Source organism: Actinoplanes sp. NPDC024001, assembly GCF_040638955.1.
Taxonomy (GTDB): domain Bacteria; phylum Actinomycetota; class Actinomycetes; order Mycobacteriales; family Micromonosporaceae; genus Actinoplanes.
The window spans coordinates 1-20,405 of record NZ_JBEZZB010000109.1 but is presented as its reverse complement, the minus strand read 5'-3'; the positions used below and the strand labels follow the sequence as shown (position 1 = coordinate 20,405).

Genomic DNA, 20,405 nt, shown 5'->3' with positions numbered 1-20,405 from the left:
AGCGGAACGGTGAACCGGCCGACGCTGCTCGGCTCGCCGCTGCGCGTCGGCCGGTTGCTGCTGCGCAACCGGATCGTCGCCGCGCCGATGGAACGCAACTACGGCACCCGCGACGGGCGAGTCACCGAGCGCTACCTCGCCTACCTGCGCGTCCGCGCGGCCGGGGGCGTCGCACTGCTGTTCACCGAGGCGACCTACGTCCGCGCCGACGGGCGTGGCCGGGTGTTCCAGCTCGGCGCCCACGCCGACCACGTGGTTGCGGGGCTGCGGCAGCTGTGCGACGCGGTCCACGCCGAGGGGGCGCTGCTCGGTGTGGAGCTCAATCACGCCGGTCGCGTCGCCGAACCGCACGTGTCGGGCTTCCAGCCGGTGGCGCCCTCGCCGGTCCCCTACGCCGGGCGCACGCCCCGCGAGCTGTCCACCGGCGAAACGGCCCAGATCGTGCACGCCTTCGCCGCCGCGGCCCGCCGCTGCGTGGACGCGGGCGCCGACGTCGTCGGACTGCATGCCGCGCACGGCTACCTGATCCATCAGTTCCTCTCACCACGGACCAACCACCGCACCGATCGGTACGCCGACCCGGTGCGGTTCGTGAACGAGGTGATCGTCGCCGTCCATGACGCCGTCCCGGACGTACCGCTCGTCCTGCGGTTGTCCGCGATGGAGGGCGTCCCCGACGGGCTCGACGCCGAGGCGACGCTCGACGCCGCCGCACGGATGCGGCTGGACCTGATCGACGTCATCGACGTCTCGGCCGGCAGCTACGAGGCCGGCGAGTGGATCGTCCAGCCGGGTGAGTTCCCGCGCGGGGTGCTGGCGCCGTACGCCGCGCCCTACCGGCGGTTCGGCCGGCTGGTCGCGGTCGCGGGCCGCATCTCCACCGGTGCCGCCGCCGAGGCCGTGCTCGCCGACGGCGCCGCCGACCTCGTCTCGATCGGCCGGGCCCTGCACGCCGACCCGGACTGGGCCCGCACCGTCCTGCACGGCGGCGCCCCCCGTCCGTGCATCGCCTGCAACCAGGGATGCATCGACGTCGTGCACACCCAGCGGCCGATCTGGTGCGTGGTCAACCCGGCGACCTCACGGGAGGCCGAGCCCGCCCCGCCGCCGGCGGCCGCCCGCCGTCGGGTGCTGGTGATCGGGGCGGGACCGGCCGGGCTGGAGGCGAGCCTGACCGCTGCGGCGCGCGGGCACGAGGTGACGCTGCTCGAGGCGGCTCCCGTCGCCGGTGGTCAGTTCCGTCTGGCGGCCGGTCTCCCCAGCCGTCCGGAGTTCGGCCGGCTGACGGACTGGTACCGCAGCGAACTGGCCCGCGCCGGAGTGGACGTGCGGCTGTCGACACCAGCCGATCCGGCCGTGGTCGCCGCCATCGCGCCGGAGGCGGTGATCGTGGCCACCGGCGGCATCGACGCGCTGCCGGCGGTGCCCGGCATCGACCTGCCGCGGGTGGCCGGCGTACGCGCCTGGCTCGCTCGCAACGGCTCCGGGCACGACGGTGCGACGGTGACCGTCTGGGGCGCCGACCGGGCGGGGCTGGCGGTCGCCGACGCCCTGGCCGACGCCGGAGCCCGTGTCCTTCTGATCGGCGCGCAGCCGGAGATCGCCCCGGAAGCCGGCCGCCGCGAGAAGATCCTCGCCGTGCCGCGGCTGACCGCGAATCCCGCGGTGCGGATTCTGCTGGGCACCACCCTGGAGCGGATCGAGCCGCACCGCCTGCTCGTCGGACGCGACGGCACCCGCGAATGGATCGACGTGTCCGGTCCGCTGCTGGTCTCCCAGGGCACGGTGCCGGCACCGGTCCTGATCGGATCCGGCACATGGCAGCGGTTCACGGTGGGCGAGGCCGGCTTCGGCGCCTCCGCCGACGCTGCCATCGCGCAGGGCGCTGCGGCAGCCCAGGCGATCAGATGACGGGTACACGGGACGGCATCAGTTCAGGCGGTGCTGAAGAACAGGAAGCCGGTGGCGACCAGAACCGGCAGCATGACCAGCAGCGCCGCGCCCGCGTAGGCGAAGAAGTGCGGCATGCGGACGCCGCGTTCCTCCGCCACCTCCTTGACCATCAGGTTGGGGCCGTTGCCCAGGTAGGTCAGCGCGCCCATCATCACCGCCCCGCAGGCGATCGCGGCCAGTGCCTCGTTGCCGGCCGGGACGGTGATCAGCGCGGCCAGGTACGTCGGGTCACTGACGCTGATGCCGAGCTGGCCGGCGGCGACAGAGGTGAAGGCCAGGTAGGTCGGCGCGTTGTCGAGGGTGGACGACAGCGCACCGGTGGCCCAGAAGTACTGCCAGGGCTCGTGCAGGCCGAGTTCGTCGGCGCGGGCGTTGAGGATGAGCAGCGGCTGGGTCATGGTGACGAACACCGCGGCGAAGATGACCGCGACCGAGATGATCGGGCCGAAACTGAAGTGGTTGGCCTCGTGCACCGTGCGCGGGGTGAGCCGGTACGAGGCGTACGCGATCACCCACAGCGCCGGATCCGCCACGACCAGCGGCACCAGGCCGGCGCCCTTGGCGAGCAGGACGGCGACGACGGCGGCCAGCAGCAACAGGTTGCGCTTGCCGTCGATGCGTAGTGGCTGGTGCACGATGAGCTGGTCCATCAGGCCGGTGGCGACGTCCTGGCGTTCCTCGCGGTTGACCACGAACTGGTCGGCCAGGTTGAAGACCATGATCAGGATGCCGTTGACGAACAGCCACGGCGCCCACAGCCGCAACGTCCAGTCGAACGGCACGCCCTTGAGGAAGCCGAGGTAGAGCGGTGGGTCACCGATCGGGGTGAGCAGGCCGCCGGCGTTGGCGACGATCAGGATGAAGAAGACGACCAGGTGGGCGCGGTGCTGCCGGCCGGCGTTGGCGCGCAGGAACGGCCGGATCAGCAGCATCGCGGCGCCCGTCGTGCCGATCACGTTGGCCAGGACCGCCCCGATCGTGAGCATGCCGGCATTGGCCAGCGGGGTTCCGGCGAGCGAGCCGCGGATGTGGATGCCGCCGGAGATGACCAACAGGGCGGCGAGCAGGGAGAGGAACGAGACGTACTCGGCGACGGAGTGGGCCAGGGCCTCGGGTCCGTGCGGGACGGTCAGCACGTGGATCGCGGCCGGCACCGCGAGGGCTGCGGTGACCAGGGACTTGTTGCCGAGCCGGCTCCACCATCGCGGGGCGAGCACCTCGAGCAGGGCGAGCGCGAGCAGCAGCAGCAGCACGAACGGTACGGCCGACCACAGCGGCAGGAACATCAATGGCCGGCGCGCACCAGTTCGGCGGAGTCGGCGAACATCGCCCCGGGGTCCGCGGACCGGCCGGTGAACAGCTCGAACGCGGCGACCGCCTGGTAGACGCTCATCGGCACGCCGGGCAGGGTGGGCGCGCCGACGGCACGGGCGGCCCGCAGCAGGGCGGTGTCGGCGGGCCGGTAGACGACGTCGGCCACCCACATGCCGGCGCGCAGGTCGGCGGCGGCGACCGGCGAGCCGGGATGGTGGTCCATGCCGATCGGGGTGGCGTTGATGACGCCGTCGGCGGTGGCCAGCAGGTCGCTCACGCCGGCCGGGGAGGCGATGCTGACGCGCGGGCCGAGCCGGTCGGCGAGGATGAGCGCCCGGCCCGGGTCGACGTCGACGACGGTGAGGTGCTCCGCGCCGAGGCCGAGCATGGCGTGGGCGACGGCCGACCCGGCGCCGCCGGCCCCGAGTTGCACGACGTGACGCCGGGGCGCGTCGGGGAACTCTTCAGCGAACGCGCGCTGAAAGCCGTACGCGTCGGTGTTGTGTCCCGTTGTGGTGTCGTCGTCGAAGACGACGGTGTTGACGGCGCCGAGCGCGCGCGCCTCGGCCGACAGCTGGTCGAGGTGGTCGACGATCTGCTGTTTGAACGGGTGGGTGATGTTGAGCCCGCGATAGCCGAGGGCGCGCGCCCAGCGCAGCACGTCGGGCAGATCAGCGGCGCGCAGGCCGAGGGCCTGCGAGTCGATGGTGGTGTAGATCAGCCGGATGCCGTGCCGGTCGGCCTCGCGCTGGTGCAACAGCGGGGAGTGGGACTGGCCGATGCCGGCACCGACCAGTCCGATCAGCACGTGGGTCATCCGGCGGAAGCCCGGATGCCCTTGTACAGCTCCAGGTTCTCGCCGGTGTAGTGGGTGTTGAAGAAGGCTTCCGCCTTCTTGATGAAGGCCTCCCGGTCCACCTGGTCGATCTCCACGACGGTACGGGTGGAGTCGCCGCGCCACCCGTCGAGGACCTTCTCGGTCTCGTCGTCGACGCACTTGCGGTTCTCGGCGCGGATCTCGTGGATCGCCTTGAACAGCGCGTCCTTCTGCGGCTGGCTCATCTTGTCCAGGGTCTTGTCGGAGACCACCACGTAGTGGGCGCCGACCTGGTGGTTGGTGAGGCTGGCGACCTTGAGGATCTCGTCGAACTTCTGCGCGTGGGTGGCCACCACCGGGTTCTCCTGGCCCTGCGCGACGCCCTGCTGCAGGGCCAGGTAGAGCTCCTCGACCGCGATGGCGACCGCGTTGGCGCCGAGCGCCTTCGCGTTTGCCAGGAACTGCGGCGTGTTCGGGAAGCGGATCTTCAGGCCGGACAGGTCGGCCGGCTTGCTGATCGGCTTGGTGGCCGTGAAGGTCCGCATGCCGAAGTACCACGCGTCGACGATGGTGGTGTCGGTGGCCGTGTTGAAGTCGGCGAAGAAGTCCTTGCCGTTCTGGTCGATCCACTTGAAGAAGTGGTCGATGTCGTTGAACGCGTACGCCGCGTCGAGCACCCCGATCTGCGGGAAGGCGGTCGACATCGCCGAGCCGCCCTGCAGGTCGATGTCGATGTCGCCGGTCTGCACGCTGGCGAAGCGTTCGGCGTCCGGTCCGAGCTGGCTGTTCGGGAACATGTCGATGGTGAGGCCGAGCTTCTGCGCCTCGACCCGTTCCTTGAGCAGCTTCATTCCGCAGTAGTAGTTCGGTTGCGTCTCGGGCTGCGAGCTACCGATCTTGAGGGTCAGGGTGGGGTTCTCGCCCTCGGCGGCGGGTTGGTTGCTCGATGTGGAGCAGCCCGCGGCCAGTACGAGCGACAAGGACAGGGCGAGCGCCGCGGTGATCCGGCGCGGCCCGACTGGACGGTGGCGCATGATGTCTCTCCCTAGAATCCGAGGAGGTGCGGAAGCCACAGCACGAGGCCGGGCAGTGCCGTGACGAGGATCAGCACGGCGACCAGGGGGATCAGGAACGGGATGATCCCGTGGAACACCTCTTCGACCGGTCGACCGGTCACCGAGGCAGTGACGAACAGGACGCTGCCGACCGGAGGCGTCAGCAGCCCGATCATCAGGTTGATGATCATGACGACCCCGAAGTAGATGGGGTCGACGCCGAGGCTCATGGCGACCGGCAGCAGCACCGGCACGAGCACGAGGATGGCGGCCGTCGCGTCGACCACCGTGCCGAGAATGAGGAGGACGATGTTGACCATGATCATGAAGACCCACGGTTCGCTCGACACCGAGGTCACCAACTCCGCCACGTCGCTGGAGACGTGTGCGCGGGTCAGGATCAGGCCGAGCAGCGCGGCCGAGCCCAGGATCAGGCCGATGCCGCCGGTGATGACGGCCGTCTCGCGCAGCGACTGGAGCATCACCCGGACCGTCAGCGTGCGGTAGATCAGGCCCAGCACGATCATCAGGAGCACGGCCACCGACGCGGCCTCGGTCGGTGTGAAGGTGCCGGACAGGATGCCACCGAGCAGGATGACCGGGACGAGCGCCGGGCCGATGGTGCCGATCGCCGTGGCCCGCAGCCGCGTACGGTCGAACGGCACCGACGTCACGTCCGGCCGCCGCCTCGTCCAGAGGAAGACGTACACGACAAGGCCGGCCGCCATGAGCAGGGCGGGGACGATCGACGCGGCGAACAGTGCCCCGGTGGAGACCGCCGCCGTCGCGGCGTAGATGACGGCCGGGATGCTCGGCGGCATGACTGGGCTGATCAACGACGACGACGCGGTCAGGCCGGCGGCGAACCGGTACGGGTAGCCCGCCTTCACCATGTGCGGGACCTCGATCTTGCCGAGGCCCGCCACGTCGGCGAGCGCCGAACCACTCATCCAGGAGAAGCCCACCGCGGTGCCGATGTTGACGTACGCCAGGTTGCCCCGGATGCGGCCCAGCACCGCCAGACAGAAGTCGTAGAGCCGGTCGGCGATACCGAGCCGGTTGGCCAGCACGCCGACCAGGATGAACAACGGGACGGCGAGCAGCGGAAAACTGTTCAGACCGTCGAAGACCACCTTCAGGGAAAAGCCGTTGGAGTTGCCGTCGGCGAGCGCCCACCACAGGCAGGGGCCGATGAAGGCGAGCCCGACCGGGACCCGCAGCAGCAACAGCAGGGTGATGACGAGGCCGATCATCCACAGTTCGAGAATCATCGGGCCTCCGCGGCGTCGAAGAACTCGTCCGGCTGCCCGGCCAGGAAGATACGGACGATGGCCCGCACGGCGCCGGAGAGGAAGCCGACGAGCGGGAACGCGTAAAGGAACCACATCGGGATGCCGAGGGCTGCCGTCCGGCGGTCCGGGTAGGCCTGGATCAGCGCGATCGCCTCCCACACCATCAGCCCGCAGATCACCGCGGTGCACACCGCGGCGATCGCCTTGACAACGGTCAGGGCCCGGCCCTTGGCGACATAGTCGATGATCTGGATGACGATGTGGCCGTTGTTGCCGATCAGGTACCCGACCGTGATGAAGGTCAGGACGATGAACGAGTAGTTGGCCAGCTCGCTGACGCCCTGCCAGTTGAGCGCCGGGACGTACCGGCTGATCACCTGCCACAGCACGCTGAGAAAGATCACGACGACGGCCAGCGAGGCGATCGCCAGCTCCACCGACCCCCAGAGGCGCAGAATTCTCGGTTCGTGCCGCTGCGGCCGGGCTTCCGGTTCCGGTGACGTGGCGGGGTCCGCCTGGGTGGCTTCTGGGTCAGCGGACATCGGCTGCCGCTCCCGGTACAGGGTCCGGCCGCCGGCAACACGGGCCGGCGGTGCGGGACGGGGTCCTCAACAATGCGCCTCGCTCTCAGATGTATGGCTGCCGTGACCGGAATCGACGATGCCTCGCGCTGGACCACCCAACGGACCATTTGAACCGCTGTGCGGACTAGGCGTAACGTACGGGCGTGCTGCGGCCCTGGCAAGGGCTTGAGTCCAGTCCGTTACGGATATGTGAATGCGGAGCCCGGGACGCGAGAATCGTGGCGATGCAGGCAGGATGGTCAGCGGACCATTCCCGGGATACGAGGAGAGTGCGCAACCGTGGACGCGCCCACTACCCGCAACGCCGCGGCCGACGCTGCCGACCAGCAGGGAGTACGTAGCGTCCAGCGGGCGCTGGGCATTCTCGGCCTGCTGACCGACGACCGGCCCCGGGTGACGATCCGCGACATCGTGGAGGAGACCGGGCTGGCCAAGACCACGGTGCTGCGCCTGGTGTCGACCCTGGAACAGAGCGGCCTGCTCTGGGCCACCGGCAACGGATACATGGCCGGGCCCGGACTCTGGCGCTGGGCGCACCTGGCCCGCCGCAGCTGGGAGCTGCCGCCCGAGACCCAGCGGGGCATGCGCGAGCTCGCCGCCCGCCGGCGCGAGACGGTCAACGTGTACGTGGTTCGCGACATCTACCGGGTGTGCGTCGCGCAGCAGGAGAGCCCGCAACCGCTGCGGCACGTCGTCCACGTCGGCGACGAACTGCCGATGTGGGCCGGCGCCTCCTCCAAGGTCCTGCTGCGCGACGCCACCCCGGCTCTGCTGGAGCGGATCGCCAAGACCTCGCCCTACGGGCGACAGCACGCCGAGACGATGCGCGCATGGATCGCCGAGGCCACCGAGCGGGGGTACGGCGAGAGCCACGGCGAACGTGAGGACGGGCTCTCCGCGGTGGCCGTACCGGTGCTCGGCCACACCGGCGGTGTCGTCGCCGCCCTGGCCCTGAGCGGCCCCACCGTCCGCTTCACCCCCGAGCGGGTCAACGAGTTCGCCGCCGACCTGCAGCAGATGGCCCAGCAGATGGCCGAACGGGGCTTCGATCGCCCGTTCAGCAGCCGCTGACCACTCCCCCGCTGTCACGACGCCAACTCCACGGGCGAGCCGCAACGCGACGACTCGTAGACGGCCTCGACGATCGCCAGCGACCGCAGCGCGTCCCGGCCGGTCACGGCCGGCTCCCGGCCGTCGCGCAGCGCCGCGACGAAATCGGCGATCTGCAGGGCGTGATAGGGCGCCAGATGGTCGTGTATCTCGGCCAGCGAGATGTCGAAAGGCCGCCCCGTGCCGGCGAACGTCTCCTCACCGGGCAGGGTCCGCACGTCGGTGAAACCGACACCCTCCGGGAACTCCATCACGCTCGCCGTCCGGCCGTGCGCGTCACTCACCCACACCTGCACCCCGAGCCCGGGCTGGAAGGTGGTGCCGGCCTGGACCGTGGCGACCGCGCCGGAGGCGAACTCGATGAGGGCGGCGGCGGTGTCCTCCACCTCGATGATCTGCTGGTGGGCGAGGGTGGCGCAGCGGCCGGTGACCCTCCGGGCGGTGCCCATGAACCACTGCAGCAGGTCGATGTGGTGGATCACCTGGGTCATCAGGACGCCACCGCCCTCGGTCTCCCAGCGACCGCGCCACGGCTCGGCCCGGTAGTAGTCGGCGCCCCGGTTGAGCCGGGCCACGACGCCGCCGCAGATCGGCGGCCCCATCCGCCCGTCGTCGATCGCCGCGCGGATGCGCGCCGCCGCCGGCCAGAACCGGCGCTGAAAGAGCACCCCGAACCGCACGCCGGCGGCGTCGGCAGCGGCGATCATCCGCTCGGCCTGGGCGACCCGCAGGGCGATCGGCTTCTCGCAGAGCACGTGCAGGCCGTGCCGCGCCGCGGCGAGCACCCCGGCCTCGTGCTCGGCGTGCGGGGTGCAGATGGTCACCGCGTCCAGCCCGGCGTCCAGCATCTGTTCCAGATCGCCGAAAGCTCGGTCGACGCCGTGTTCCCGGGCGAACGCACGGGCCCGCCCGGCATCCAGGTCGGCAACCGCGGTCACCTGGACGCCGTCGACCGCCCGCAACGCGCTGACATGGTTGCGGGCGATCCGGCCGCACCCGATGATCCCTACCCGCACGGCCGGCCACCTCGGGACAGGTGACCGGCCAGCCCGCGCATCCCCATCTCGTAGACCTCGGCGCCGAAGCCGGCCAGGAATCCCCAGGCAGCGGCGGCGGTCAGCAGGTCCCGGTAGAGCGGTTCCCGGCCGAGGACGTTGGTGAGGTGCACCTCGACGATCGGCCGGTCGAGCATCCGCAACGCGTCGTAGAGGGCGACGGAGCGGGTGGACAGGCCGGCCGGGTTGACGATGACCGCGGCCTCCTCCTCGTACGCCTGGTGCACCCAGTCGATGAGCTGGCCCTCGGCATTGGACTGCGCGAAGAACAGGTCGAAGTCGAGCTCCTCGGCGACCTTGCGGCATCTGCTCTCGATGGCGGCCAGCGTGGTCCGGCCGTACAGGTGCGGCTCGCGCCGGCCGAGCATGTCGAGGTTGGGACCGTTGAGGATGTACAACCGCTCCGGCACCGACGGCCTCGCCTTCCGGGCACTGGAACCTCAGTCGAAGATGCCCTGGTAGATGTCCTTGATGTTCCAGTGCCCCGGGGTCGGCACCGGCTCGTTGATCATGGGTACGTCGATGACCGCCGGCCGCCGCGCGGCAAGGGCGGCGCGCAGCGCGTCGCCGAGATCGTCAGCGCTGTTCACGGCGTAGCCGTCGGCGCCGCAGGCCCGGCCGAGCTCGGCGAAGTCCGGGCTGTACGGCGTGCCGTCCGGACCGGTGAAGTCGCAGCCGAAGCTCTGCCCGAAGTTGGCCGCCTGCAGGTCGCTGATGGTGCCGTGGGACCGGTTGTTCATCACCACGAAGATCACCGGCGCGCCCTGTTCCACCGCCATCGGCAGCGCCGGCAGCTGGGCGCTCATCCCGCCGTCACCGATCAGGGCGACCACGGTCCGCTCGGGCTGCGCGATCTGCACACCGACCGCGGCCGCCGGGCCGAACCCCATCGTCGAGGCGCCGCCCGGGGTGATGAACCGACCCTGCTCGGGAAGCTCGTAGCACTGGGCGACCCCGTTCTTGTTCCAGCCCACATCGGTCACCAGCACCGCGTCGGCGGGCAGGATCGCCCGCAGGTCGGTGAGGATGCGTTCCGGGCGTAACGGGAACTTGTCGCTGGTGCCGCGTTCGCGGCTGTCGGTGAACAGGGTGCGCCGGGTCGTGGTGATGGTCTCGCGCAGCCCGTCCCGGCGCCGGGGCTGCGGCGCGCGGGCGCGCACGGCGGTGCCGATCGCCTGCACCGCGTGCGTGACGTCGGCGACCGCGCCGATCTCGACCGGATAGTTGCGGCCGATCTCGGCCGGGTCGATGTCGATCTGGATGAGCCGCCCGGGCGGGAACTGCCAGGTGTAGCGGTCGTCCCAGGAGCTGGCGTCGGTCTCGGCGAACCGGGTGGCCAGGGCCAGGACGACATCCGCCTCCCGGGTGTACTCGTTGGTCATCTCCAGGCCCCAGAAGCCCGGCATGCCCAGCAGCAGCGGGTGGCTGTCGGGCAGGGTTCCCTTGGCCATCAGCGAGTGCACCACCGGGATGTCCAGGTGTTCGATCAGCGAGCGCAGCGCGTCGAGCCCGGGCCCGCGGCGCAGACCGCCGCCGATGTAGATGAGCGGTTTGTCAGCGGCGATCAGCATCTCGGCGATGCGGTCCGCGACGTCGGCGGACAGGGCCGGACGATGCGGGACGGCCAGCGGGTGGGTGCTGCCGGTACCGGCCGGCGCCGGCCGGGAGAAGTGGTCCATGGGCACGCTGAGCAGCACCGCACCCGGCCGCCCGGAGGCCGCCGTCCAGAAGGCACGCTCGGTGAAACGGGGGAGGTCGGCCGCCCGGTGGACCTGCCAGGCCCGCTTGACGAAAGGCCGGTAGATGGCCGTCTGGTCGGCGTCGGCGTGCAGGTTCACCTCTTGGTGCGGGTGCCGGCCGTGATAGTAGGACGGGATGTCGCCGGCGATCGCGACCAGCGGCACCGAGTCGAGGGCGGCGGTGAGCACACCGGTGACTCCGTTGGTCAGACCGGGACCGACGTGCATGAGCACCACACCGGTGCGGCCACTGGCCCGGGCGTAGCCGTCGGCCGCGTGCGCGGCGGCCTGCTCGTGCCGGGCGATGACGAACTTGATGCGGCTTCGCCCGATCGCGTCCAGCAGAGCGATGTTGGTGTGCCCGCAGGTGCCGAAGATGTACTCGACGCCGTACGACTCCAGCTGATTGACCATCGCCTCGGCGGCGGTGACCGTGCCCATCAGATCTCCTCCTGCTCACCGGAAAGGGACATGCCACGCAGCAGGAGGGTCTTGACGACCGTGTAGTCGTCGATCATCCAGCGCGGCGCCTCACGGCCGAAGCCGGAGTCCTTGACGCCGCCGAACGGCACGTGGTCCAGGCGGAAGTTCGAGGACCCGTTGACGATCAGCCCGCCGACCTCCAGCTCGCGCCAGGCGGTCAGGATCCGGCGTACGTCGTAGGTGAACAGCCCGGCCTGCAGCCCGTAGCGGCTGTCGTTGCAGGTCGCCAGCACCTGGTCGAAGTCGTCGAACGACTGCACCGCGACGGCGGCGCCGAACACCTCCTCGCGGATCAGCCGGGCATCCGGCGGGGCGGAGGCGACGACGGTCGGGATCACCGTCGCGCCGTCGCGGCGGCCGCCGGTGGTGATGGTCGCGCCGCCGGCGGAGGCCTCGTGCGCCCACGCCACGACGCGTTCGGCCGCGTCGTCGTCGACCATCGAGCCGACGTCGGTGGCCGGATCGAGTGGGTCTCCGACGGTGAGCTTCTCGACCGCGAGGGTGAACGCGTCGAGGAACTCCCGGTACCGGCTGTGGTGGACGTAGACGCGCTGCACCGAGATGCAGCTCTGCCCGGAGTTGCTGTAGCCGGTGGCGGCGCAGATCCGGGCGGCCGCGACGATGTCAGCGTCCTCGCAGACGATCGTCGCGGCGTTGCCGCCGAGCTCCATGACCAGTCGTTTGGCGCCGGCCGACCGGGCTACCGCGGCACCGGTCTCGGGGCTGCCGGTGAAGCTGATGACTCCCACCTCGGGCGCCGAACTCAGGGCCGCACCGACCGGTCCCCCGCCGTGCAGCACCTGTACCGCCTCGAGGGGCATCCCGCTGTCGAGCAGCAGCCGCACCACCGCGACGGAGGAGGCCGGGGCCTGCGGGGGTGGCTTGACGATCGTCGTGTTGCCGGCTGCGAACGAGGCGCCCAGTTTGTGGGCGAGCAGGTTCGCCGGCGCGTTGAACGGGGTGATCGCGAGGGCGACACCGACGGGGGCGCGGTGGGTCAGAGCCGTGTTGCCCACGCCACGGGGCCAGCCCGCGACCGGCAGGACCTCGCCGCCGATGCGGCGGGCCTCGGCAGCGCAGACCGCGAAGGTGTCGGCCACCCGGTCGATCTCATTGCGACCGTCCTTGACCGGCTTGCCGAGCTCCAGCGCGAGCAGCCGGGCCAGGTCGTCGCGCCGGGCGAGGGCCGTGGCGGCGGCGCGTTCGAGCACGGCGGCGCGCGCCGCGGGCGACATCCGGGCGACCGCCTTGGCGCCACGGCGCGCGTAGCGCAGAGCCGCCTCGACATCGATGTCGTCAGCCTGCCGGGCGGTGCTGACGACGGCCCGGGTCCACGGACCGGCCCGGTTCGTGTGCTGCCCGTCGCTCACCCACTCCCCGGCGACCAGGCAACCGACGGTGATAGGCAGGTCATGCGGCTCGTCAGTCATCACCACTCCCTCGGCGAACCACTTGGCAGACCATATGGACCGCTCTGTGGACTAGGTGTAACGTACGGGCCGCGAGGTCCCCTGGCAATGCCTTGGTTGCCGAGCCGGTGGAGGGGGCACTGCAATCGCATTGATCCGCCGCCTGACCGCCATGCCGGGCTGTCCGCCCGATGACGACCGAGGGGCACGTCTGATGGATGACGATCGACCGTTGCACGGCGTCCGGGTCCTGGACCTGGCCAATGTTCTGGCCGGGCCGTACTGCAGCTACCAACTGATGCTGCTCGGTGCGGAGGTCGTCAAGATCGAACGGCCCGGCGACGGTGATCTGGCCCGCAAGCTGGGCCCGGAGCCGGACTTGAACCACGCCGGGATCGGCGCCTCCTTCCTCGCGCAGAATGCGGGCAAGAAGTCCGTCGAGCTCGACCTCAAGAACGCCGCCGACCGCACGACCTTCGAGGGCCTGCTGCGCGAATCGGACGTGCTGCTGGAGAACTTCCGGGCCGGCGTGCTGAGCCGCATCGGCTACGACTGGCAGACCCTGCACCGGATCAACCCGCGCCTGGTGTACTGCGCGATCTCCGGGTTCGGCCAGACCGGGCCGATGCGCCAGGCTCCGGCGTACGACCAGATCATCCAGGGGCTGTCCGGGATGATGAGCATCACCGGCACCCCGCAGACCGCGCCGCTGCGGGTCGGTTTCCCGGTCTCCGACACCATCGGTGGCCTGGTCGCCGCCATGACGATCGCCGCGGCCCTCGCCGGCCGGGCGCGCACCGGCAAGGGCGTCTGCCTGGACGTCTCGATGCTGGAGACGTCGCTGTCCGCGATGGGCTGGGCAGCGTCGAACTACCTCGTCAGTGGCGTCCCGCCGGAGCCGATGGGTGACCAGAACGCCACCGCCGCCCCGTCCGGAACCTTTCAGGCGGCGGACGGAGCGCTCAACATCGCCGCCAACCGGCAGGAGCAGTTCGAGACCCTCTGCCGGATCATCGAGCGCACCGATCTGCTCACCGACGCGCGGTTCGCCGAGCGCGAGGCCCGTAAACAGCATCGGGCGGCCCTCAACGACGAGATCAACACCGCGTTGGGCAGGCGGCCCGCCCTCGAATGGGAGGAGCGCCTGTCGGCGGCGGGTGTTCCGGCGGCCCGCATCCTGACCGTTCCGCAGGCGATGGAGCTCGACCAGCTGGAGGTCCGCGGCTTCCTCACCGACCTGGAGTTTCCCGGCGATCCGAATCGCACGCTGCGAGTCACCGGCAACGGGGTGCTGGTCAACGGCGAGCCCTTGCGGCCGACGGCGCCGCCACCGCTGCTCGGCGAACACAACGGCGAGTACAAGTACCCCACGGACGAGGTGAGCGCCCAGTGACCGAGCACCGGAACGAGCCGACCGTACGGGACGTGTCCGACTGGTGGGCGACGAGCGTCTCACGGATCGAGCCCAACCGCATCGAACTGCGTGGGCATCCGGTGCAGGACCTGATCGGCTCGATCAGCTTTCCCGGGATCATCTGGCTCATGGTGCGCGGCGAGACCGCCACCGCCGGCCAGGAGCGCCTGCTCGAGGCGGCTCTGGTCTCCTCGGTGGATCACGGGCCGCACGCGCCGTCGATCGCGGTGGCGCGCATAGCGGCGACCTGTGGCATCGGCCTGAACAACGCCATGGCCACCGGTGTGAACCTGCTCGGCGATGTGCACGGCGGCGCCGGTGAGCAGTGCATGGCACTGCTGGCCGACGTCCGGCAGCGGCATCAGCAGGGCACCGACCTCGCCACCGCCGCCGAGACGACCGTCCGTGAATGGCAGACCCGGTCCAAGTATCTGCCCGGCTTCGGGCACCGCTTCCACACCGTCGACCCGCGCCGGGATCCGCTGCTCGGCCAGGTGGAACAGGCCGTTGCCGACGGCGTCGTGGACGGCACCTACCTGCGGGCCGCCCTCGCGATCGAACAGATCCTCGCCGACGGCAGATCCCGGCCGGTGCCGATCAACATCGACGGCTGCACCGCCGTGGTCTACGCGGAGCTGGGTTTCCCGCCGCCGCTGGCCCGCGGCCTGTTCGTGCTGAGCCGCAGCGTCGGCATCCTCGCCCACGCCTGGGAGGAGACCGGTCAGGGCCGCCGCAACAAAGGGCCGATGCCGCCGTCCATCCTGCCGACCTTCCTCGACGGCAGCTGAGCAGGCACCTGCTCTCATCGAGAAATCTCCGTGGAAACCCCCGGCTGCAGCCGTGGGGAGGAATCGGCTTTCCTGCGGAGCAGGTCAGGGGTGGCCCATCCGCCGTTAGGGCGGATGGGCGTCTGGTCAGACGTTACGCTGGTTCTCGACATACCTCTTCACGATCTCCAGGGTTGTGCCGCCGATGGTGGCGACGAAGTACGAGTTGGTCCACAAGGTCGGCATCCGGGACTTGAGGTGCGGGAACTCGGTGCGCAGCAGCCGGGAGGATCGCCCCTTGATCTGCTTGACCAGCCGGTGGATGCCGTACTGCGGGTAACAGATGACCAGCAGGTGCACGTGGTCGGGCATCGTCTCCGGCTCCACGATGGGGCGCCCCGTTCCGCGCACACCTCGCGGATGATCTCTTTGAGGCGGATGTCGACGTCCTCCTTGATGACGTCGCGGCGGTACTCGGCAAGCTGAGCAAGCTGCTGACCGAGGCTCGGGCGCGGATGCCTTGGCTGCGCGAGGGGTCCCAGGTCGCCCAGCAGCAGACGCAGCGCACGATGGCCCGCCGCCGCCGGCCGAAGGGCCAGGCGGCGTCGAAGGGCTACCAGGCCGCGAAGCGGCTGGCCGCCCGGATCGCCAAGAAGACGGCCCGGCAGAACACCCACGACTCCCGCGCCTGGGCCAAGAACCTGGTCGGCCACCACAATCTGATCGCCGTCGAGGACTTCAAACCGAGGTTCCTGGCCAAGACGTCGATGGCCCGCAAGGCCGCTGATGCGGCGATCGGCGCGTGCAAACGAGAACTTGTCGAGCGTGGCAAACGGGCGGGCCGCAAGGTGGTGCTGGTGCCGCCCGCCTACACCACGATGACCTGCTCCGGGTGCGGCGAGAGAACCAATCTCCGTCTCGGGCTGGGTGTACGGACTTTCGAGTGCACGGCCTGCGGCTACACCGCAGGCCGCGACCTCAGCGCCGCGAGGACGATCCTCGCCACCGTTGAACGCAACCGTGCCAGTGCCGACGACGTAAGACATCGGATCACCTCCTTCCGGGAGCGTGGATCGGGTGCAGTCTGAGCTGGGAAATCTCCTGGATTCATCCGTGGGGATGTCGTTAAGCCGCGTCCGCCGGTTTCCGGTTCGGCGGCACCGCGTCGAGCCGGCGGCGAGCGGCGGCGACCGCGAGGCGCGCGTGCTCCTTGGCCCCGATCTGCGCCACCAGCTGCGCACGGGGGATCTCCAGGGCGTACGGGATGCCGGGCGGCAGGGCGGCCAGAATCCCGTCGATGTCGATACCGCCCTCACCGGGGTAGAGCCGCTCGAACCGCGCGGTGTGGATGAGGTCCTCCTTGGCCGGCGGCACCCCCGGCGGCGCGTCGCAGACGTGCGCGAAGTGGAACCACTCGGCCGGCAGCTCCCGCAGGTCGGCCACGCTGGAGCCGGAGCGGGCGAAGTGCAGCAGGTCGATCAGCAGGCCGGCGTTCGGCTGGCCGGCCGCTCGTAGCACCCGGGTCGCCTCGGTCAGATCCGGTGTCTCGGTCCACGACGGGAACTCCAGATCGACGGTGAGACCGAGCGGGTGGGCCAGCTGGCACAACTGCGCGTACCGGTCGATCTTGCGGTTGCGGTCGGGGTCGGGCAGTTGGGCGATGACGTGGCGGGCGCCGAGCTCGGCGCCGGCTTCCAGCACACGCTGGAGGTCATCCGGGTTCTGGTCCGGGCCGATCCGGGCCAGTTCGATGTCGAGCACCTCGACCCCGGTGGCGGCCAGGCGCACCTTCGTCGTGCGCATCAGGGCCGGATCGGTGGCGAGCGGATAGTGTGGCTCGACCTGCGTGACGCGGGTCAGGCGCAGGCCCACGTACCGGTAGCCGGCGTCCGCGGCCGCCTCGACCAGCTCCGGCGGGGACAGGCTCAACGCGGTCAGGTGGGCCAGCGAGTAGTCGTGCTCACCCGCGTACGTCTGCTGTGGGGTGTCCTTCAGTCGCCGCAGGCGACGTCGCCGGTGCGCGGCCATGCGCACCGGCGCGCTGGCGGCCGAGCCGTAGCCGGCGTAGTCGCCCACCCGCTGGACGACCTCGAAGAACAGCCGGGAGCCCAGCATCTCGGTGTAGAAGTGCAGGTATTCGCCACCCTCGTCGGCGTCGTAGAGGATGGAGTGCTCACGCAGGGTGGCCAGCAGCGCGGGCGGCGGGGCGAGCCGCGCGTCGAGGTCGTCGTAGTAGTTGTCCGGGATGCGCAGCACCGGCGCGCCGAGCTCGCGCATGGCCTTCGCGGCGGCGATCACGTCGTCGCTGGCGAAGGCCACGTGCTGCGGGCTCGGCACGGCCGGTGACCAGGCCCCGCGCCGCAGCGGCGCGGTGTTGAGGGTGATCCGGAAGGTGTGCTCCGTGTCGGTGGCCGACCGGCTGCGCAGCAGGCCGAAGGGAGCGGTGAGCTCGGTCGTCGGGCCGGCCTCCAGGCCCAGCACCGTGCGATAGAAGAGGGCGACCTGGTCGAAGTCGTCGACCGGCTCGGTCAGCGCGATGTGATCGGTGGCGCGGACCAGGCCGTCGGTGCGGGACTGTTCCGCGGTGGGCTCGAAGTCGGTCAGCCAGCTGTTGCCGTCGGTGCCCGGCCGGCAGAAGAAGATCGCTGTGCCGTCCGGCGCGGCCACGGAGCTCAGATCCGCCTCGCCGGGCTGGCGCACGCGTGGCAGCACCGGCGCGAGCAGCCGGTCGGCGCGCTGAGCGGATTCCGCGGGATCGCTGCTCTGCACCCCGAGGGCGCAGATCGCCGCGGTTCCGGGCGGGACGGTGCGCTGCGGCGCGTAGTTGAGCAGGATCCGGGCGTCGTTCTGCTGCCACAGCTGCACCGGCTTGGAGCGGTGTTGCCCGATGCGGGCGAAGCCGAGGGCGGTCAGGGTGCGGGCGACGACCGGGCCGGAGACCTCGTCGACCGCCAGCTCGGTGAACATGTGACCGCCCAGGCGTGGCGCCGCCGGCAGGCCGGGCAGGCCGGGCCGCCGCGCGCCGGTGGGGCGGCCCGCGGCGACCGACTCCTGCAGGGCGAGCAACGAGCGCATCCCGTCGATGGCGGCGTGCCGCGGATCGGCCTGCCGGTAGACGTCGTTGAACACCTCCAGCGACAGCGGGCCGCGGTAGCCCGTGGCCAGGACCTGGCGCAGGAAGCCGGTCAGATCGAAGGAGCCGAGCCCGGGGAACAGCCGGTGATGGCGGCTCCACTCCACCACGTCCATCTTCAGGCGGGGGGCGTCGGCCAGCTGCAGGTGGAACACCTTCGCGCCGGGGATCACCCGGATCCCGGCGGGGTCGTCACCGCGGGACAGGACGTGGAAGCTGTCCAGGCACAGGCCCAGCGCGGGATGGTCGGCGTGCCGCACGATGCGCCAGGCGTGGGCGTAGGTGTTCACCGACCGGCCCCACGCCAGCGGCTCGTAGGCGATCCGGATGCCGCGCCGCGCGGCCCGTTCGGCCAGCTCCCGTAGCTGCTCGGCGGCCAGTTCGTCGTCGTCGACGGACTCGGCGGACTCCGACGAGGTGACCAGCAGGACGCCGGCGCCCAGCTGTTCCAGGACGTCGAGCTTGCGTTCCGCGCGGCGCAGGTTGGCCCGCAGTGTGTCGGGCGCGACCGCCTCGAAGTCGCGGAACGGCTGGTAGAGGTCGATGGTCAGCCCACGGCGGGCGCACTCCTGCCGGATTCTGATCGGTGACCACGCCGACGCGATGAGATCACTCTCGAAGATCTCGACACCGTGGAAGCCGGCCGCCGCCGCGGCCGCCAGCTTGTCCTCCAGCGTCCCGGACAGGCACGCGGTGGCGATCGTCAGGTGCGGCCTGGTCGGCGGTTCGGTGGTCAGGTCCTGCGCAGCATCATGATCAGCGATGAGCATGGTGCCCTGCCTTCCTCGACGGCCCTGCCCGGCTGCGGAGCAACGGAAGGAACTGCGGCCTTGCCACTGACCGCAATGTATGTACTAGTTAGTTAGTTATACTCGCCGAGCGCCGGACGAGAAAGGGTTGCCCACCCGCGACCACGGTGAGTTCTCGAGCCGAAGGAGGGCCATTGGCCACGCAGACGCCGGACTCGCCGGCGACGGCACCCGCAGCACGCGACGCTGAGCGCACTCGATCCGAGATCCTCGCGGTCGCCAGGCGCGAGTTCGCCGACAAAGGCTTCGCCGGCGCCCGGGTCGACGAGATCGCGGCGAAGACCCGCACCACCAAGCGGATGATCTACTACTACTTCGGCGGCAAGGAAAGCCTGTACATCGCGGTGCTCGAGCAGGCGTACACCGGGATCCGCGCCCTGGAGCAGCAGGTCGACGTGGAACATCTCGACCCGGCCGAGGCGATCCGGCAGCTCGCCGCCCTCACCTTCGACCACCACGAGTCACACCCGGACTTCATCCGGCTGGTGAGCATCGAGAACATCCACCACGCCCGGCACATCGCCCGCTCCGACATCCTGGCGGGCCTGGCCAATCCGGCGCTGGACGCGCTGACCCGGATCCTCGACCGCGGGCGCGCGACCGGCCGGTTCCGCCGGGACGTCGAGCCGATCGACGTGCACATGATGATCAGTGCATTCTGCGTCTTCCGCACGGCGAACAGGTACACCTTCAACGCGATCTTCAAGTGGGACATGCTCGACCCCGATCGCCGCGACCACTACCGGACCATGATCGGCGACATCGTGCTGGAATACCTGACCGCCTCACGTTGATCCGCCGTCACGATCGCGAACGGCGACGGCGTCACAACTTGCGGGCGGATGGCCGATCGGTCGCGCCAGATCTAGCATGATCCCCATGAGCGACGTCAACGCCGGTGAGCTGCCCGAGCTGACGTTCGTACTCCCCACCATCCCGGCCTCTGCCGGAGCTCTGGTTCGGGGCCGCAAGGGCCGATTGCTCATCCTGAAGCCCACGTACAAGGGCGGCTGGACGCTCCCGGGTGGGATGGTCGAGGTCGGCGAGTCACCCTGGGATGCGTGTCGCCGCGAAACCAGGGAGGAGTGCGGCCTCGAGATCACCTCGGGGCGGCTGGTGTGCGTGGACTTCCTCCGCCCACGGCCGGACCGTCCGGGTGGTATGCGCTTCCTTTTCGACTGCGGCGTCCTCGACGACGCCGTCCTGGACACGGTGGTCATCCAGCCGCTCGAGATCGCCGAAAGCCGGATCGTGCCGATCGACACGGCGCTGCCCCTACTCAGCGGACCGGTCCGACGTCGAGTACGCGCCGCCTGGAAGACAAAACGGGTGCGTTATCTGGAGGACGGCCGCCCTGTGCAGGGGATCAGCCCTTAAGAGGGCATCTGATCCTCTAAGAGGGCATCTGATTCGGATGTGCCCGTTTAGTCAGGTATGGAGACGCAGTCAGCGCCAGCTTTGGGTGGATTCT

17 protein-coding genes and 1 pseudogene are annotated in these 20,405 nt (G+C 70.4%); 7 read left to right on the top strand and 11 right to left on the bottom strand.

The features are described 5' to 3' along the window. The first annotated feature begins 9 nt into the window (after positions 1-9). Positions 10-1,911 (top strand): FAD-dependent oxidoreductase, encoded by a 1,902-nt coding sequence (locus AB0F81_RS33595; protein WP_360203767.1) that lies wholly within the window; start codon positions 10-12, stop codon positions 1,909-1,911. Between the two features lie 23 nt (positions 1,912-1,934). On the opposite strand, the gene AB0F81_RS33590 is transcribed toward AB0F81_RS33595, so the two are convergent. Genes AB0F81_RS33590 through AB0F81_RS33570 form a run of 5 tightly spaced genes read right to left on the bottom strand, consistent with a single transcriptional unit; the run spans position 1,935 to position 6,973 of the window. Further along, positions 1,935-3,239: a sodium:proton antiporter gene (locus tag AB0F81_RS33590; RefSeq protein WP_360203765.1), complete on the bottom strand. Its 1,305-nt coding sequence runs from the start codon at positions 3,237-3,239 to the stop codon at positions 1,935-1,937. After that, positions 3,239-4,084: a shikimate dehydrogenase gene (locus AB0F81_RS33585; protein WP_360203764.1), complete on the bottom strand. Its 846-nt coding sequence runs from the start codon at positions 4,082-4,084 to the stop codon at positions 3,239-3,241. Before AB0F81_RS33585 ends, AB0F81_RS33590 begins: the two co-directional genes overlap by 1 nt. Next, a complete protein-coding gene (dctP, locus tag AB0F81_RS33580) occupies positions 4,081-5,118 on the bottom strand; it encodes a TRAP transporter substrate-binding protein DctP (RefSeq protein WP_360203762.1) in 1,038 nt (345 codons plus the stop codon). The genes AB0F81_RS33585 and dctP overlap by 4 nt, the downstream gene beginning before the upstream one ends. A gap of 11 nt (positions 5,119-5,129) precedes the next feature. Then, positions 5,130-6,410, bottom strand: coding sequence for a TRAP transporter large permease (locus AB0F81_RS33575; RefSeq protein ID WP_360203761.1), 1,281 nt, complete (start codon positions 6,408-6,410; stop codon positions 5,130-5,132). Next, positions 6,407-6,973, bottom strand: a complete 567-nt coding sequence (locus tag AB0F81_RS33570) for a TRAP transporter small permease subunit (RefSeq protein ID WP_360203759.1) — start codon at positions 6,971-6,973, stop codon at positions 6,407-6,409. The genes AB0F81_RS33575 and AB0F81_RS33570 overlap by 4 nt, the downstream gene beginning before the upstream one ends. Before the next feature lie 321 nt (positions 6,974-7,294). On the opposite strand from AB0F81_RS33570, the gene AB0F81_RS33565 reads away from it, so the two are divergent. Further along, on the top strand, positions 7,295-8,086 hold the full coding sequence (locus AB0F81_RS33565) for an IclR family transcriptional regulator (protein WP_360203757.1): 792 nt from the start codon (positions 7,295-7,297) through the stop codon (positions 8,084-8,086). Between the two features lie 14 nt (positions 8,087-8,100). Here AB0F81_RS33565 and AB0F81_RS33560 read toward each other — a convergent pair whose 3' ends face one another. From AB0F81_RS33560 to AB0F81_RS33545, 4 genes are read right to left on the bottom strand one after another with little or no spacing between them, the layout of a single operon-like run. Further along, positions 8,101-9,141, bottom strand: coding sequence for a Gfo/Idh/MocA family oxidoreductase (locus tag AB0F81_RS33560; RefSeq protein ID WP_360203756.1), 1,041 nt, complete (start codon positions 9,139-9,141; stop codon positions 8,101-8,103). After that, positions 9,132-9,590, bottom strand: coding sequence for a type II 3-dehydroquinate dehydratase (locus AB0F81_RS33555; protein WP_360203754.1), 459 nt, complete (start codon positions 9,588-9,590; stop codon positions 9,132-9,134). Before AB0F81_RS33555 ends, AB0F81_RS33560 begins: the two co-directional genes overlap by 10 nt. Before the next feature lie 30 nt (positions 9,591-9,620). Beyond that, positions 9,621-11,360 (bottom strand): thiamine pyrophosphate-binding protein, encoded by a 1,740-nt coding sequence (locus tag AB0F81_RS33550; RefSeq protein WP_360203752.1) that lies wholly within the window; start codon positions 11,358-11,360, stop codon positions 9,621-9,623. After that, positions 11,360-12,832, bottom strand: a complete 1,473-nt coding sequence (locus tag AB0F81_RS33545; protein WP_360203750.1) for an aldehyde dehydrogenase family protein — start codon at positions 12,830-12,832, stop codon at positions 11,360-11,362. The genes AB0F81_RS33550 and AB0F81_RS33545 overlap by 1 nt, the downstream gene beginning before the upstream one ends. 193 nt (positions 12,833-13,025) lie before the next feature. Between AB0F81_RS33545 and AB0F81_RS33540 the strand changes: the two genes are divergently transcribed. Both AB0F81_RS33540 and AB0F81_RS33535 read left to right on the top strand, forming a co-directional pair. Then, a complete protein-coding gene (locus AB0F81_RS33540) occupies positions 13,026-14,204 on the top strand; it encodes a CoA transferase (protein ID WP_360203748.1) in 1,179 nt (392 codons plus the stop codon). After that, a complete protein-coding gene (locus AB0F81_RS33535) occupies positions 14,201-15,013 on the top strand; it encodes a citryl-CoA lyase (RefSeq protein WP_360203746.1) in 813 nt (270 codons plus the stop codon). Before AB0F81_RS33540 ends, AB0F81_RS33535 begins: the two co-directional genes overlap by 4 nt. Positions 15,014-15,139: 126 nt before the next feature. On the opposite strand, the pseudogene tnpA reads toward AB0F81_RS33535, so the two are convergent. Beyond that, a pseudogene (tnpA, locus tag AB0F81_RS33530) lies at positions 15,140-15,468 on the bottom strand (IS200/IS605 family transposase); the annotation flags it as partial. A gap of 93 nt (positions 15,469-15,561) precedes the next feature. Between tnpA and AB0F81_RS33525 the strand changes: the two are divergent. Beyond that, positions 15,562-16,080 carry a transposase gene (locus AB0F81_RS33525; RefSeq protein WP_360203744.1) on the top strand — a complete coding sequence of 173 codons (519 nt, stop codon included), beginning with the start codon at positions 15,562-15,564 and terminating at the stop codon, positions 16,078-16,080. Positions 16,081-16,117: 37 nt separating this feature from the next. On the opposite strand, the gene AB0F81_RS33520 is transcribed toward AB0F81_RS33525, so the two are convergent. After that, entirely contained in the window at positions 16,118-18,895 is a 2,778-nt protein-coding gene (locus AB0F81_RS33520) for a TIM barrel protein (protein WP_360203742.1), read from the bottom strand. Between the two features lie 173 nt (positions 18,896-19,068). Here AB0F81_RS33520 and AB0F81_RS33515 point away from each other — a divergent pair, with 173 nt between their 5' ends. After that, positions 19,069-19,728, top strand: a complete 660-nt coding sequence (locus AB0F81_RS33515) for a TetR/AcrR family transcriptional regulator (protein WP_360203740.1) — start codon at positions 19,069-19,071, stop codon at positions 19,726-19,728. A gap of 85 nt (positions 19,729-19,813) precedes the next feature. Beyond that, positions 19,814-20,311: an NUDIX hydrolase gene (locus tag AB0F81_RS33510; RefSeq protein ID WP_360203738.1), complete on the top strand. Its 498-nt coding sequence runs from the start codon at positions 19,814-19,816 to the stop codon at positions 20,309-20,311. Positions 20,312-20,405: the final 94 nt, after the last annotated feature.

Coding starts and splice junctions, on each gene's coding strand:
- AB0F81_RS33590 (WP_360203765.1), bottom strand. CDS start 3,239: ATGTTCCTGCCGCTGTGGTCGGCCGTACCGTTCGTGCTGCTGCTGCTG.
- AB0F81_RS33585 (WP_360203764.1), bottom strand. CDS start 4,084: ATGACCCACGTGCTGATCGGACTGGTCGGTGCCGGCATCGGCCAGTCC.
- dctP (WP_360203762.1), bottom strand. CDS start 5,118: ATGCGCCACCGTCCAGTCGGGCCGCGCCGGATCACCGCGGCGCTCGCC.
- AB0F81_RS33575 (WP_360203761.1), bottom strand. CDS start 6,410: ATGATTCTCGAACTGTGGATGATCGGCCTCGTCATCACCCTGCTGTTG.
- AB0F81_RS33570 (WP_360203759.1), bottom strand. CDS start 6,973: ATGTCCGCTGACCCAGAAGCCACCCAGGCGGACCCCGCCACGTCACCG.
- AB0F81_RS33550 (WP_360203752.1), bottom strand. CDS start 11,360: ATGGGCACGGTCACCGCCGCCGAGGCGATGGTCAATCAGCTGGAGTCG.
- AB0F81_RS33545 (WP_360203750.1), bottom strand. CDS start 12,832: ATGACTGACGAGCCGCATGACCTGCCTATCACCGTCGGTTGCCTGGTC.
- AB0F81_RS33540 (WP_360203748.1), top strand. CDS start 13,026: ATGGATGACGATCGACCGTTGCACGGCGTCCGGGTCCTGGACCTGGCC.
- AB0F81_RS33525 (WP_360203744.1), top strand. CDS start 15,562: ATGGCCCGCCGCCGCCGGCCGAAGGGCCAGGCGGCGTCGAAGGGCTAC.
- AB0F81_RS33520 (WP_360203742.1), bottom strand. CDS start 18,895: ATGCTCATCGCTGATCATGATGCTGCGCAGGACCTGACCACCGAACCG.
- AB0F81_RS33510 (WP_360203738.1), top strand. CDS start 19,814: ATGAGCGACGTCAACGCCGGTGAGCTGCCCGAGCTGACGTTCGTACTC.